General features: G+C 43.8%; 13 protein-coding genes. 5 read left to right on the forward strand and 8 right to left on the reverse strand.

Features of this window, described 5'->3' with window-relative positions:
- Positions 1–41 precede the first annotated feature (41 nt).
- Positions 42–476: a hypothetical protein gene (locus FAI40_05925; protein ID QCE34926.1), complete on the reverse strand. Its 435-nt coding sequence runs from the start codon at positions 474–476 to the stop codon at positions 42–44.
- 101 nt (positions 477–577) lie between these two features.
- Here FAI40_05925 and FAI40_05930 point away from each other — a divergent pair, with 101 nt between their 5' ends.
- The 3 genes from FAI40_05930 to FAI40_05940 all read left to right on the forward strand — a co-directional run bounded on the left by FAI40_05930 (position 578) and on the right by FAI40_05940 (position 3,317).
- Complete coding sequence (locus tag FAI40_05930; GenBank protein ID QCE34927.1) at positions 578–1,561, forward strand: type 1 glutamine amidotransferase domain-containing protein; 984 nt, start codon at positions 578–580, stop codon at positions 1,559–1,561.
- A 123-nt stretch (positions 1,562–1,684) separates the two neighbouring features.
- Positions 1,685–2,650 (forward strand): type 1 glutamine amidotransferase domain-containing protein, encoded by a 966-nt coding sequence (locus FAI40_05935; protein ID QCE34928.1) that lies wholly within the window; start codon positions 1,685–1,687, stop codon positions 2,648–2,650.
- A gap of 19 nt (positions 2,651–2,669) precedes the next feature.
- Positions 2,670–3,317 carry a hypothetical protein gene (locus FAI40_05940; protein QCE34929.1) on the forward strand — a complete coding sequence of 216 codons (648 nt, stop codon included), beginning with the start codon at positions 2,670–2,672 and terminating at the stop codon, positions 3,315–3,317.
- Positions 3,318–3,348: 31 nt separating this feature from the next.
- Here the strand turns inward: FAI40_05940 and FAI40_05945 are convergent, their stop codons facing one another.
- Positions 3,349–4,773, reverse strand: a complete 1,425-nt coding sequence (locus tag FAI40_05945; GenBank protein QCE34930.1) for a dipeptidase — start codon at positions 4,771–4,773, stop codon at positions 3,349–3,351.
- A 162-nt stretch (positions 4,774–4,935) separates the two neighbouring features.
- On the opposite strand from FAI40_05945, the gene FAI40_05950 reads away from it, so the two are divergent.
- Both FAI40_05950 and FAI40_05955 read left to right on the forward strand, forming a co-directional pair.
- Positions 4,936–6,180: an MFS transporter gene (locus FAI40_05950; protein QCE34931.1), complete on the forward strand. Its 1,245-nt coding sequence runs from the start codon at positions 4,936–4,938 to the stop codon at positions 6,178–6,180.
- Positions 6,181–6,608: 428 nt separating this feature from the next.
- A complete protein-coding gene (locus FAI40_05955) occupies positions 6,609–7,388 on the forward strand; it encodes a DUF4232 domain-containing protein (GenBank protein ID QCE34932.1) in 780 nt (259 codons plus the stop codon).
- Positions 7,389–7,460: 72 nt separating this feature from the next.
- Here FAI40_05955 and FAI40_05960 read toward each other — a convergent pair whose 3' ends face one another.
- The 6 genes from FAI40_05960 to FAI40_05985 all read right to left on the reverse strand — a co-directional run bounded on the left by FAI40_05960 (position 7,461) and on the right by FAI40_05985 (position 14,274).
- The gene (locus FAI40_05960) at positions 7,461–7,928 is read right to left on the reverse strand and encodes a hypothetical protein (GenBank protein ID QCE34933.1); all 468 of its coding nucleotides are present in this window, start codon (positions 7,926–7,928) and stop codon (positions 7,461–7,463) included.
- A gap of 24 nt (positions 7,929–7,952) precedes the next feature.
- The gene (locus FAI40_05965; GenBank protein QCE34934.1) at positions 7,953–9,266 is read right to left on the reverse strand and encodes a hypothetical protein; all 1,314 of its coding nucleotides are present in this window, start codon (positions 9,264–9,266) and stop codon (positions 7,953–7,955) included.
- 79 nt (positions 9,267–9,345) lie between these two features.
- The gene (locus FAI40_05970; GenBank protein ID QCE34935.1) at positions 9,346–10,533 is read right to left on the reverse strand and encodes a hypothetical protein; all 1,188 of its coding nucleotides are present in this window, start codon (positions 10,531–10,533) and stop codon (positions 9,346–9,348) included.
- A gap of 31 nt (positions 10,534–10,564) precedes the next feature.
- Positions 10,565–12,259: a glycoside hydrolase family 32 protein gene (locus FAI40_05975; protein QCE34936.1), complete on the reverse strand. Its 1,695-nt coding sequence runs from the start codon at positions 12,257–12,259 to the stop codon at positions 10,565–10,567.
- A gap of 386 nt (positions 12,260–12,645) precedes the next feature.
- The gene (locus tag FAI40_05980) at positions 12,646–13,743 is read right to left on the reverse strand and encodes an alkene reductase (GenBank protein QCE34937.1); all 1,098 of its coding nucleotides are present in this window, start codon (positions 13,741–13,743) and stop codon (positions 12,646–12,648) included.
- Positions 13,744–13,830: 87 nt separating this feature from the next.
- Complete coding sequence (locus FAI40_05985; GenBank protein QCE34938.1) at positions 13,831–14,274, reverse strand: cyanate hydratase; 444 nt, start codon at positions 14,272–14,274, stop codon at positions 13,831–13,833.
- Positions 14,275–14,324: the final 50 nt, after the last annotated feature.

The following is a 14,324-nucleotide window of genomic DNA, read 5'->3' on the forward strand; positions in this document are numbered from 1 at the left end:
CCTGCTTTTGCAGGGGATTTTGCTTGAATGAAGGAATCATTTTAATAATCTTCTGCTTCTTGGTCTTCGAGGGCTTCTTCGGCTGCTTTTTTGCTTTGGCGCATTTGCTGGAGCTCATTTTCAACACGCTCGCTCTGATCATCTAATTCTGACACGTCCTCAATTTGTTTATCCATCAGTTTAAGGTATTTTTTGACCATTTTGCGCTTATCATGGATCGCTTCGCTCGATTGTCCCATTTGCTGGGCGCTTTCGAGGGCTTGCACGCTGATCTCTAAGTTTGCGATGAGGTCGTTATAATGTTCGTTTCGGAAATTCTGCTGTTCTTTTCCAGCGGAATCATCGTCCATGTCCGCCGTGGTGGAATCCTCATTGATATAGGTCTGCGCCAAGCCATGATGCGGAAGGGCAGGTAATAAAAGGGCGAAAGCAAAGAGGGAGGCTGTTTTAGAAACGCTTTTAAAAAGTCTCGACATCAGAACATCCAAAAGAATAGGGTGGAAAAGAGAGAGAAAAAAGGCCTTATATTAAAATTCAGAGAAAATTCCGCCTCCTGCACAGGGGGCTGACGTTCTCTTTGAAAAGAATGTATAAGAGAAAGCGCAAGAGAGAAATAAGAAAGAAGATTCCAGTGAAAAAATTTTTGCCCTTATTGGCGGTCTTATCCATGATTTTTCCTGTTTTCCATGCCGAGGCTCAGGCGGCGGGCGAGGCCACGTCTGTGGAGAAAACAATGCCTTCTTTCGATTTGACGGGGAAGAAGATTCTTTTTGTCATTACTTCCTCCGATATTTTGGGAAAGAGTAAGGAAAAAACAGGTTACTGGCTTGAGGAAGTGGCAGCGCCTTATGAAGTTCTTTCAAAAGCGGGGGCGGAAATCACGCTGGCCTCTCCGAAAGGTGGCCTTCCGCCTGTCGATGCGTTTAGTTTAAGAAAGCGCTTTCTTTCCGATTACACCAAAGAATTTAAAAAGGATCAGAAAGCGCAAAAGGCGCTGGCCTCTACCATTCCTTTAGATCAGGTAAAGGCAGAGGACTATGATGCCCTTTATTATCCGGCAGGATTTGGAATTTTCTCGGATTTGGTGAATAACCCAACCTCCATCAATCTCATTGAGTCCTTTTCACGGGCAAAGAAACCGATGGCCTTTTTGTGCCAAGCGCCTGCTGTTTTGAAAAATGTAAAAACAGCGCAAGGACATGAAATTGTTCGTGGACTGAACGTTACGGCGCTTAGAAATAGCGAGGAGGCTGGCGGTGCAATGCTACGCCCTTATGTCTGGCTTGTCCCGCCTGGGATGGAAGCGCTTGGAAATGATTTGACGTATAAAAGGGAAAAGCTTCCAGAAAAAGAATTTCTCGAAAAGATGGATTTAAAAGATAAAATTCCCTTTTTAGTGGAGACAATGCTTAAGCAAGAAGGGGCAAATTATGAGGCAAAGCCGAACATGGCCTCCTTCACAGTAACTGATGTCACGGCCGATAAAGGGTTTTTGATTACAGGGCAGAATCCTTATTCCGCAGCGGAAATTGCAGAAAAGCTCGCCTCTGTCATGCAATAGATTAAGGGTAGAAGTTTCTTTTAGTGATTAGGGCTGGAAGAAAAACGTGATTTTAAAATGAAAGAGCGTTATCCTGCTCTTATGAGTGCTCGTATCATTGCAAATTTAAAAAGAGTAGGAAAAATGGCTCTTCAGAAAAGAATAAAACAAGCCTTATGTGCCTTTCTGGTTGGGGGGAGCTTTTTCCCAATAAGCTCTTTCGCAGATTCATTGGGGACGATTAATGCCTTAAAGGGTAAGAAAATTCTTTTTGTCGTAACCTCTCATGATCAGATGGGAGAAACAAAGGAAAAAACAGGCTATTGGCTTGATGAGCTGGCTGCGCCTTATGAACTTCTTTCTAAAGCAGGGGCGGAAATTAGCTTTGCCTCTCCAATGGGGGGGAAGCCACCTATTGATCCTGTCAGTTTGAAATCTGCTTATAGCACAACTTACACAACAATTTTTTCCCATGATCAGCAGGCGCAGGAATCTTTGTCCCATAGCGTTCCGCTGACTTCGGTTTCTTCTCAGGATTATGATGCGGTTTTCTATCCTGGGGGGCATGGCCCGTTATTTGATTTGGCAGAAAACCGTGATTCAATCCGTTTGATTGAAGAGTTTGCCAAGGCGAAAAAACCTTTGGCCTTTGTTTGCCATGCGCCAGCTGTTTTAAAAGAAGTTAAGGATGCCAAAGGGGATTATTTGGTAAAGGGACGCAAAGTAACGGCCTTTAGCAATAGTGAGGAAGCTGGTGCGGTTCTTTCCCGTAAATATTCCTTTGTTCCAAGCTTTGTTTTGAAATGGGGAGAAAGCCAGACCTATAAATTGGCAAAATTGCCGACAGATCAGTTTATGGCTAAGCTTCATCTTCAAAAGACAATTCCTTTCCTAACAGAAACGATGCTCAAGGAAGAGGGTGCAAACTATCAGCGCAAGCCGAATTGGAGCTCTTTCACGGTGCGGGATACAACTTCGAGCGGTGCGCTTCTTTTAACGGGTCAAAATCCACAATCCTCTGAACAGATTGGGAAGGATTTAGTGGCGGTTTTAACGCCAGCAACGCCTGTGGCAGAAGGCGCTCAGCCAGTTCCAGAACCCAAAAAATGAAGTATAGAGTGAGTGCAAAATGAAGAAGTCTTTTTTGCTTTTGATGGCTGTTTTAGCACTGCCTTCTTTTGCCCAAGCTTTTCCGGGACAGCGTGTTGGGAAAACCTCTTCTGAGGATTTTTATTCGGAAACGGCTGGTTTTTCTCCAAACGCTGTTGGCTATTGGGAAAATAGTATTTTCGGCGATAAAAGTGATGATTTTCTTGCAGGTTCTCAGGCCGATATAGATAAGGCAAATCGCTGTATTTTGCGTTATTCTCTCAAGGAAACCAGTTCCAATTTTCAAAGGGGCGGAATGCCGTTAGAGTTTCTTGTTTCTAAGAATAAATTTAAAATCGGAGCTCATAATGAGGATTGGACTCTGACGCAGGGCGCTGGGGGAGACGTTGCCGTTGAAGCAGGCGCATTTCAGCATCAGTTTAAAGTTGCGGCAACAGATGCTCATTCCTTTGCTGGGAATGTGACAGAGCAGGATTTTAAGGCGATTTTGAAAGCTTTTGGCGATGAAGGCGTAAAGAAAGGCGCTGTTCGGTTTTCTTCGGGTAAAAATTTAAGTTTTTCTCTCCCGCCAGCAAAAGAGTTACGGCTTTTCAAAGAATGTATCGGTTATAATAATTTTATGGATTTAGGAGCGGAATTTAAAAAACCAAATATAAATCCTTTCTGATGGAAAGGGGCGCTTGAAGCGCCCCTTTTTACTATTTTGTTTCTTTTGAGAGAGCAGACAGGATACGAATCCATGACCGAATACCTTTTTGATAGGAATTGACAGCATAGGATTCATTGGGTGAATGGATGCGGTCCTCTGGCAAGGCGAAACCAACAAGAAGCGCTGGAATGCCAAGTTTGCGTTCAACTTCCTCCGCAACAGGGATAGAAGCACCACAGCCAATCGCTAAGGCTTCTTTTTTCCATTCATCGCTAAGCGCTTTTAAGGTAATTTGCAGGGCAGGGGTGTCTTTAGGAAAGGCCCAGCCGGGAGAGCATCCATGGGGGTGAAAGCTGGCGGAGACATCTTTTGGTAAATGCTCTTTGATATGCTGGCGGAAGGCTTCTCTAATTTGCTGAGGATTTTGGCCGGGAACGGTTCGGAAAGAAATACGGGCCGTTGCCTTGGCAGGAATGACGGTTTTAAAGCCCGGATCAATATATCCGCCAAAAATGCCGTTAATTTCACAGGTAGGGCGTGCCCAAAGCTGTTCAATGGCTGTAAATTCTTTTTCGCCAGCGGCTTGGGAAAGCCCAACTTTCTCAAGCATTTCCGTTTCAGTGGAAAGGGAGCTGTTCCAAGCTTCTTTTTCTGCTTGGGTTGGCGCTGTGACGCCATCATAAAATCCTTTGAGGGTAACTCGGCCATTTTTATCTTTTAAAGCTGCAAGCGCTTCACAGAGAAGGGCGATAGGATTGGCCGCAGCGCCGCCAAAAATTCCGGAATGAAGATCTTGGTTGGCTGCATGGAGAACCACTTCTTCGCCGACAAGACCTCTTAAAGAGGCTGTAATGCCAGGGGTGTTTTGATCTGGCATGCCTGTATCGCAGACTAAGACGAGATCCGCTTTAAGCTCTTCTTTTTGGGCTTCGAGAAAAAAGGGCAGATTTTCGCCGCCAACTTCTTCTTCGCCTTCAAAGAGAAATTTGAGATTAAGTGGGAATTTTCCATTGCTTTCTTTCCATGCACGGCAAGCCTCAACAAAGGTCAGGAGCTGCCCTTTGTCATCAGATGTGCCACGCCCGTAAATGGCGTCTTGTCCATCTTCCCGCTCTTTCTGAGTAGGTTCAAAGGGAGGCGTCTCCCAAAGCTCTAGCGGATCGACAGGTTGGACATCATAATGGCCGTAGAAAAGGAGCGTTGGGGCATTTGGAGTTTCAACATCTTCTTGCTTTGTTTTAGCGACAATGAAATCATGACCGGGTTCGCCCCATTCGGCTTTATGGAGGTTGGCTTCCAGACCGAGAGACTGAAGTTCTTGCAGAAGCCATTTGGCTGCTTTTTTGCAGTCTTCACGATGCTCCTCTTTGGTCGAGATGCTTGGAATGCGGACAAAATCAGAAAGTTTTTGGAGAGAGGTTGGAAAATTTTTATCTGCTTGGTCTAAAGTTGTTTGAAGTGCCTTACCGTGCATGGCATTATCCTTATTTCGCAGAAGGGGTGGCAGAAATTCAAACCATTTCCTTCTGCATGTTTTGATCAGGAATAGAAAGATGATAGTACCACGAAGCCTGTCTTTTTCAATGATTGGCGTGCCCTGTCAAACGAGAAATAAAGGAAGGGTTTTAACCTGATTATGAGGGCATTTTTTGCTTTAATGCTGGCAGTTCTTTTGGAATGCACTTTTTTAGGTGTGGGGATTTCCGTTATTCCACTTTTTGTGGTGCAAACTCTTCACTGTTCAGCAGGGGTTTCTGGCATTGTTGTCGGGGTGCAGTTTATCGCTGCGATGCTGTCCCGTTTTCCTTCGGGGCGGATTTCAGATGTGAAAGGCCCTTATTCAGCGATGTCCGCAGGCGCTTTGAGCGCTGTGATTGGTGGTGCTTTTTACGCCGCTGCCAGTATCAGCCAAGATTATGTGTTTTTGTCGGTTGTTTTATTGTTTTGTGGCAGCGCTCTTTTAGGGATAGCGCAAAGTGTGTTGGCAACAGGAGCGATGACAGGGAGTGTTTCCCTGATGGAACAAGTACAGAAAGCGCAAAAACAGGCTGGTAAAGCTCCCTCCTCAAAAGGCCCAGGCGCTGCGATTTCATGGGTGGGGATGTGTATTTTTTTAGGGTTGATTTTGGGTGCGCCAATGGGTGTGCTTCTTTTTGAAAAAACGGGTTTGTTTTGGGCTGGTCTGGTGATTGCGCTTTGTTCAGCTGTGGTTCAGCTTTGGTGTTACCAGTCTTCCAAAGCTGATCTGAAAAATGATTCTGCTGGAAATGCACAAGAGCAGGGAAATTTTTGGGAAGCTTTGGGATATGGCCTTTATCATGCTTGGTTTCCGGGGTTTTGTTTTGGCCTTTGCGCTATCAGTCATGGGTTAATCATTGCTTATGCTTCTTTGCTCTATGCTGAGCATCATTGGTTTCCTTTGTGGCTGCCTTATGCTGTTTTTGGGATTGCCTTGGTTTTAGCGCGTCTTTTTTTGGGAAGTTTGCCTGACCGCCTTGGCGGAGCAAAAACGGCGTTTTTTTCCGCCTTTTTTGAGACGGTTGGATTGATTTTAGTTACATGCGCCTCCAATCTTTATCTTTCTTCAATCGGGATTTTTCTGACAGGTTTTGGTTTTGCCTTTGCATTCCCTGCTTTTGCTTTGATTACGCTGCAAAGAGGCGATAGCGCCCATCGGGGGGTTCTTATTGGGATTTGTAACGCTTTGGGAGATGGCGTTCGGGGCGTTGGAATTGTTTGTCTGGGTTATTTAACGGCTTTGGGCGGCTTTTCGCTTGTTTTTTTTTCGGGGGCATTCCTTTCCCTTTTAGGAGGAGTTGGGGGCGTTTCTCTTTTCTTTCTAGGTAAAAAGGCACGCATTAAAAAACCTGCCTCTGAATAAAAGGGGGGAGGTTTTTATTGTCCAACCACTCCACCGGCAATATGCTAGCTTTTGGTATAATCTTTTTTCCTAAAAGTGTCGGGTATTTTCTGGAGTTGGGCTGGCATAGAAATGCAACTTATGGGAAAGCGTTCTTCTCGTGTCCGCTTGAAGCGTGAATTTCACTATATTTTTAAGGAATATGGATATTTGTTAGGATTCCTATTCTCATTTTACGCAAAGGAGCGTTTTTGAAAACAAAACAATGTTTTAGCTCAAAAAAGAAGTTAAAATGAAAGAGATTTGTTTTTACAACACTCATATAGCGACAATAAAGATACAAATAAGTCTTTAATCACTTTCTGCTTATTGTCAGTTTATACTTATACAGTTAACAATACAGACTTTCTGGAATTACCAGACTGAAATATCTATGGAGTTAAGAACTTATGTCCAAAAAAACAGGACTTTTTATTCTTGCAGGCGTTGGGATCGGTCTGGTCTCCGGCGTTGCCCCTTTGACTGCACATGCTGCGGATGAAGCAACAGACGCTGCTGCAAACTCAGAAAAGACGGCAGCTGATGCCACGGATTCTGCAAAAGCAACAACAGAAACAGCTGACTCCGGTGTTGAAGTTGATCTTGATAAAGCCGCAGCAAAAGTTAAAGCTGTTGGCGAAGATATTAAAGCGAGATTGACAGATCGTACTTCTGATTCTGCAGATGCTGCTAAGACACCTGCAAAACCAGCCAATAAGAAGCATGCTAAAAAAGCTTCTCTCGTTGCTAAGAAAGCTTTGAGTGTTCCAGCTTGCGATGCTGACAATATGCGTGTTGTCTTCAGTGAACCTCAGTGCAACTGTGCGCAGAATGAACATAGCATCAAAGTGAGTGTCATTAACGAAGGCAAGAAAGCTTGCAGCGTTCCAGCACGCCCAGAACTCTATTTCTTGAAACATAAAGAAAAGCAGCCTCTTCCACTTCGCCTTGATGCGTTAGAAGAAGGTCACAACTACGCACCTGTCGTTCTTGCACCTTCTGCAAAAGCCTCAGCGAAAATTCAATGGATCTGCCACAAAGCATTCCCAAAGAACGTGCATTACAAATCCCATTTTGTTTCCGTTCAGTTCCAGAACAAAGCCGTCCGTACACCTCTTAAAGCCCGTTTCTACGGTGATAAGCAAAAAGGTGCATTCTACAAGGCAACTCTGTTCCAGGTTGAAAAATAATCAAGCTTTTTGTGCTGTTATTTTAATGAAAAAGGGCATCCTAGGATGCCCTTTTTTGTGGCCTATTTAAAATTAATTCATCCCGGGATGGTCGCTCCCGACACCGCTGACAGCAGCAGGCTGTGCTGCGGCAGACATAAGTCCGCCATTATCTGCATTCGGATCGGCATTTGGGTTTGGTGCTCCTTGCGTTGGTGCCATTGAACTATTACCAACAGGCGTTTGCGCATCTGATCCAGAATCTCCCGGTGCAGGTGGGACGGGCGTTGGTGGGGCATCAATACCTTCGGGAGGGAGGTCTTCATTTTCTGTCCAGACACCTGGTGCCTGATAATATTGTGAATAGCCTTTTTCAGGTGCGGCATTTGGGTTTGCAGGCTGTGAAGTGGTGGAGGTGTTTGCGCTTTGTTGGGAGACAGTTTGTTGAGGCGCTGTTTGTTGTGATGTGCCAAAGCCAACGGCTTGGGCTGAGCTTTCTGTACTGTAAGAGACAAGGCTAAGGCCTGCCATGATAAAAAAAGCGGTTGTTTTTCTTGTCATTTTTAATTTTCCTAACAGAGAGGGTTAAGCAAAACCAAAATAGTTAATTGCAAATTGTGGCGTTAAATTTGCAGGAGAGTTACGTCCTGCGGCAGGGATACCGACACCGACGGTCAAAGAAAGGCTTTCGGTAAAGGCGTGTTGAAACTCAGGTTCGACATAGAAATTTTGTGTCCAGTGGCTGGAAGTATTTGTATAAACCCCATTTTGCCAACCTCTTGTATTGATAGGCGCTGTCCAGGATTCAACGAGATCAAGTGCTAAAGCATCTTTTTTGCTCCAGAGTGTATATTCCATTCCAATGCCAGAAGAGCCAAACTGACTGGGCTTCCCATAGCCTTCGAAGCCAGCTTCTGTGCCATACATTGTGGACATGCCATGAATTTTTGTATCGCCTGTACATTGATTTGCACCGCTCCAAAAAGACATGTTGAGGACATGTTTCCCAATGAGGAAGGACCACTGGGATTGGACACCAAAGTTAATGAACCATGCGCCATAGCCAGCCCCATCATTATAACTTTTCATATTGTCATATTTCCCAGAGGGGGCTTGGAATCCAATAAGAAAAGAAAGTGAGGGGTTGGAGGTTCCAAAAAGATTATATTCCAATTGGAAAGGGAGATCATTGAAGGAAGTTTCAGCTTGCCCCGTACCATTTCCCCAGCTTGTGGTAAAAGTTGGGATAAGCAGTGCAGAAAGTCTATCGGTAATAGCATATTCCATGAAAAGCTCGTCCCCGAATGTATTAGCAAGTGAAAAAGTGCCATTTGTTCCAGGTTTAGACCAGACACCATTATTGGAAAATGCGCCAATAGGTGTAGAACCCGTTGCATAAAATTCGATATCCATAAGTCCCTGTTTGGGCAGAGGGGGATACCATTGGTTCAGTGTTCCAGCGAGCCATGCCTCAGGCATAGGTTGGCTGAAATAATCTAAAAGAGGTTTAAAGACTTTATTCTTATTTAAAGAATGCCAGAGTTGGGTATGTTCATTTTGATAAATGACACCATTCGCCCCAATAACTGAGTTTGGGTTGTATGTTCTTCCGTAAATACCCGGGCTTGATCCCCAATTTTCGCCTTTTGGCTTAGAATGGACAATAGGTTCTTCTCCGCTGTTTGTTTCAGTGCCAGCCTTTTGGAGTTTATAATTGGAAAGGACAGAAGAAGTTTGCCAATCCTCAGCAAAACTAGCGCTTGGGATAAAAAGAAAGCCGCATAAAAATACGGCTGCAAACAGGGATAAGATTTTTACAAAAAGAGGCACACACAATTGTGGCGAAGGGGGGAATGAAGCATCTTTGTAAGATAAGCAGGGATGGATCATTTTCACCATTAGGAGCACTAAGGCCTTCAATGCTGTCAAAAAGCTTATCTATAACAAAAAAAAATCTTTGGCAAGGGGATAACTGTTGCTAATAAACCGCATTTAAAGCAAATTCGGGGGTTAGACCTGCCGTCGTATTTCGGCCTGCCGCCGTGATTTCCAAGCCTACAAGTAATCCGAGATGTTCTGTAAAAGAATATTCAAACTCAGGTTCTACTGTGAATGTTTGTGACCATTGGCTTTTATTATTCACATAAGTGCCATTTGCTTCGTATCCTGTTGTGTGGATGGGAGCGACCCAAGATTCAAATAAGTCACAGGCGATTGTGGCTTTTCTACTCCAGAGAGAATATTCTAGCCCAATGCCTTCCGAACCAAACTGGCTGGCAGAGCCGGTTCCGTTAAAGCCTGTGTCCGTGCCATAGGTTGAGGATATGCCTGAAATATGGACATTGCCTGTGGATTGGTTTGCAAGTCCCCAAAAGGCAACGTTTAGGACATGATGTTTGGAAACCAAAAAGGACCATTGGGATTGCAAACCAAAGTTAAAAAACCAAGTTCCCCAGCCGCTACCGGCATCCGTACTAGATTCGTTTTGATAGTTGCCTGTCGGTGCTTGAAAACCAACATAGAGGTTTAAACTAGGGTTACTGGTGCCAAAGAGATTGTAAAGAAGCTCAACGGGTAAATCATTAAAGGAGGTGTAAGATCCTTTTCCGGATTGGTTTCCCCACTCTGTGTTAAAAGATGGCGTAATTTCGAAAGAAAGCCTATCGGTAATCCCGTATTCAAAAAACCAGCTATTTTCGAAAACATTCGGAGAGCCAGAGGTTTTTCCCCATTTTCCATTATTATTGATTTGTGCGAGAGGTGTTGTTCCCATGAAATAAGGTTCAAGCTCGAACATGCCTTGTTTCGCCATAGTTGGAAATTCTTCGTTCATTGTCCCGTTAAACCAGTGTTCCGGCATAGGCTGCGTGAAATAATCATTGACGACTTTCCAGAAGGGTTTAGGTGCAGCTGGTTTTTTTTTAAAGGCGTGAATTTGAGAGTTTTGTGGCGGTGAAGGCTGATGAGGTTTTTCTAAATTGATGATACCATGAGGCGTTTGTAAATTATTAGGCTGATAGCTGCGTTCAAGGTCTTTTGAAGGCCTTTTATCTTCTGCTTTAGCGATGATGGGAGAGAGAAAATGTGCAATGGCAATAAAAAAAGAAATGCCTAAAAACGATGCTTTTTTTGGAAAAAGCCAAGTTATGTGTAAGAGGCATTTCATTCTCGGTGTCAGCTCTCACTGCGATAAGCGCTCAGCTCAATTCAAAGCGTTCTATTGTTTGTTTTAGATAATAGATTGCGAAATTAGAAAAATTAAGGGGCGCATTTGTTGCGCTAACACTAAATTTTGTTAAAGGGCAATCAGGATAAATAAGTAATGTTGCGGTATCTTCGCCATTATTGAGATAAATTTCAAGAGTAGTGCCATCTAAAATAAGATGGAGTGAGACTTTTGGGATACATTTTGACAAGGCAACGGAAAAATTATTTGTGAAAAAAGGATTTTGGAATCCTCTTAGTTCTCCTCGATCAACCCAAAATTGGCAGGATAAGGCATCAAATCCAAGGCGGAGTTTTTCGCCTTGATCGTTGCTAAAGTCGATGAGAACATGTCTTGCACGTCCAAAATTACCATCAGGCTCAGAAGATCCACGATCTTCAACAGCGACATCCATCAGAAGTTCAATGGCTGTATTTTCGGGTAATTTAGCCGTGAAATTCTCATGAGGGGAAAGTTTTCCAACGGTATTTTCTGTTTTTCCTGGTAAAAGGAGGTCGCGCTGTTGGGCTCTAAGTCTGTCAATATTGATGGGGGTTTGAGAAAGCGTGAGACGCTGATCTGCTCGGTGGCGCAGGGCTATCTTACGAGGGAGCGACATTGCCCCACTCCAGTTGTGACTGGGGAGTTCTTCGCAATATTGCCAATTTCCAATCCAACCAATATAGGCCTGTTCTCCATTCGGGAAATTATTAAAAACTTGGAGTGCATAATTGTCTTTTGCAAAATCGACAAAGCGGATCGAAGTATCTTCTAAAATAAAATGTTTGCCGTCAAAATTACCGATAAAATATTGCGTACTGCTACCGCCTAAGGGAGAGCCGGGATTAACGGAAATGAAGAAAACCCAGCGTGTCTCCGGTTGACCATTTGGCTGGGTTCTATCTTCGACTTTGAGTTCCGTAAGATTAGGACATTCCCATTCTATGCCGAGAAGTCCTGTTGGGCCGAAATCACTTAGATGATCCCATGAAGTAAGATTTTTGGAGCCGTAAAAGCTAATTTTATTTTGGTCTGCGAGAGCAACGACCATAACCCATTTTTGACTTGCTTCATGCCAAAGAACTTTTGGATCTCTAAAGGAATTATTGCCAATATTAAGAATTGGATTTTTCTCATAATCTTTGTAGTGAAGGCCACCGTCTGTGCTGGTGGCAATCCACTGACTCTGTCCATTCGGAGCAGCCTTGGTATAAAAGGCAATGAGGTTCGGGTGTTGCTGGTTATTTTGGAAAAGACCTGATCGGTTATCGGGATCAAGAATGGCAGAACCGGAAAAAGCCATACCGTTTTGGTCGGCTTCAATGGCAATAGGGCCGTCTTTCCAGTGATAGAGATCTTCGCTTGTAGCATGGCCCCAGTTTGGATTGCCTGCCTGTGTCGATTGAGGGTTAAGCTGATAGTATAGATGGTAGAGATTTCCATCAAAAATGAGACCACAAGGATCATTCATAAAGCCTTTTTGGGCTGTGAAATGTATTTTGGGACGCCATTGATGCGAATTTAGCGCAGTGCTTGTGGGGGATTTAGGAAGGGGATCGGCAGAGAGTCTTTTGGGCTGTGTGAAAAAAGAAATTCCGGACAGCCCTGCAAAAGCGAGTCCATTGAGGGCTTGACGACGGCTATATGTTTGTAAGCCTGCATCTTTTTTCTTAGAAGTGTTTACCATCGTTGTTTTCCCTAATGGTTTTTTAGTTATCCACAGATTCTGGGGATAGAAAGAAGGATAGATTGTAAGACTCCGCCGGATCTTACGTCTATTTATGATTTAAATTTAGTTTTTACGAGGCAATAAAAAACCCTCATCTTTTAGCAAAGAGAGGGTTTTTGTTTTTGTAAAGAAGGCTTAAGGCCAATTAAGGTCTAAAGGCGCCGTCATATACCAGCCCCAAAATAAAGAATAAAGAAATTCGAACATCCCGTCCTCCGTGAAGTAGCAAGACTTAATCCACTTATTGTTATAGAGCGATGCACTTCTTTAATCTTGAAAAAGAAAAAGGCATAGCCCTCATTCGAGACTATAACTTTTAAAGTTTTTCTTAAAGATGCTTATTTCTAAGATGCAAAAGGATAGTCTGTGTAGCCGGTTGCTTTGTCATCTTTGTAAGCGGCATAAAAAACCAACGGCTCTAATTTACGGTCAATAGGCAATCCTTTTTTGAAACGTGTTGCAAGGTCTGGATTGCTAATATAGAGGCGACCATAGGCGATTCCATCGGCTTTGCCAGATTGGACAGCTTCTTCTCCAGTCTTACCATCATAGTCACCATTAAGAATGAGTGGGTTGCGAAAGACTTTGCGAATTTCAGGGGAAAGTTTTGGCTGGTCTGTGTCTTCGACCATATCAAAACTATCGTGCTCACTGCCTTCACGAAGCTCAAGCCAAGCAACGCCAAGCTTTTGGAGAAGCTCCGCAGCAGGGACAAAAATTTGTTCAGGATGAGAATCAACACATCCTTGAATCACGCCATTAGGAGAGAGGCGGACAGCAACACGATCTGCGCCAATTGCTGCGATAAGTTCTTCGACAACCTCTTTTAAAAAGCGTAAGCGCTTTTGAGGTGTTCCACCATATTCATCTTCGCGGTGGTTTGTTGAATCACGGAGAAATTGGTCAACAAGATAGCCATTAGCGCCGTGAAGTTGCACACCATCAAAACCAGCCTCCATGGCATGTTTTGCAGCGATACCATAATCTTTTACAATTTGATGAATCTCTTCAGTCGTGAGCTCTTTTGGGGTTGCATAAGGACTTTTGCCATTAGAGCCATGGGCAATTCCAGGGGGTTGGATCGCAGAGGGAGCGACAGCAGGAACATCCGTTACGCCAGGGGAAACCATACGTCCCATATGCCAAAGTTGGGCAACAATTTTAGAGCCTTTCTCATGAACGGCTTTTGTGATGGGTTTCCAAGCTTCGATTTGTTTTTTATTCCAGATGCCAGGTGCATTGATCCAGCCATATCCTTGAGGGCTGATGGCGACACCTTCAGAAATAATAAGGCCAGCATCGGAGCGTTGTTGATAATATTCGATCATAATGGGCGTCGGCATAGCCTCACGGGTAGCACGTCCACGGGTCAGTGGTGCCATTAAAATACGGTTTTTAGCCTCAATTGCGCCGAGTTTTATAGGATCAAATAAGCTTGTCATAAGGTAATCTTCTGTTGACTGAAAAAGAAAGGGAAAATTGTGTGCTTACTCTAGATTGGTTCTTTCTTTTTCTTTGCAAGGGCAGATTTAGGATTCTTTTGGCAGGAACTTTGTGTCTAAAATGATTTGAACATATTGAGAGAGTTGGTCGGTATTAAGGTGTGTATCAATATTTAAGTCATGTACTCTCAATGTTCCTTCTCCTAAACTATCATTGACCATTTCTTTAATCGCAGAGCCATACCGGTCGATAATTTCATGGAGGCTGGCGATGAGTGCGTCATTTTTAAGTGTATGCGGAGAGGTCAGATCTGGCGGAAGGGTGAGAAGTTTTGTCTCTTCTTCATTGAGATCGAAAATACGAGCGAGCATTTCCGCTTGCTTTGTCGGAAAAATGGCTTGTCCGAGGCAGCCCGCAACAGTTTTTCCTTTATTTGCACCAATTTGGAGCGCAATATCAGCCCATTCCAGTTTTTTACTTGCCTTGGCAGTAATGATTTTTTCGGTGACATCGTTGCGGCTTATTGGCATAGATATTTTTCCGTATTTTGTTGGAGATTTAATCCTTTTTGAATTCTTAA

It is taken from the genome of Acetobacteraceae bacterium (assembly GCA_004843345.1).
Classification (GTDB): domain Bacteria; phylum Pseudomonadota; class Alphaproteobacteria; order Acetobacterales; family Acetobacteraceae.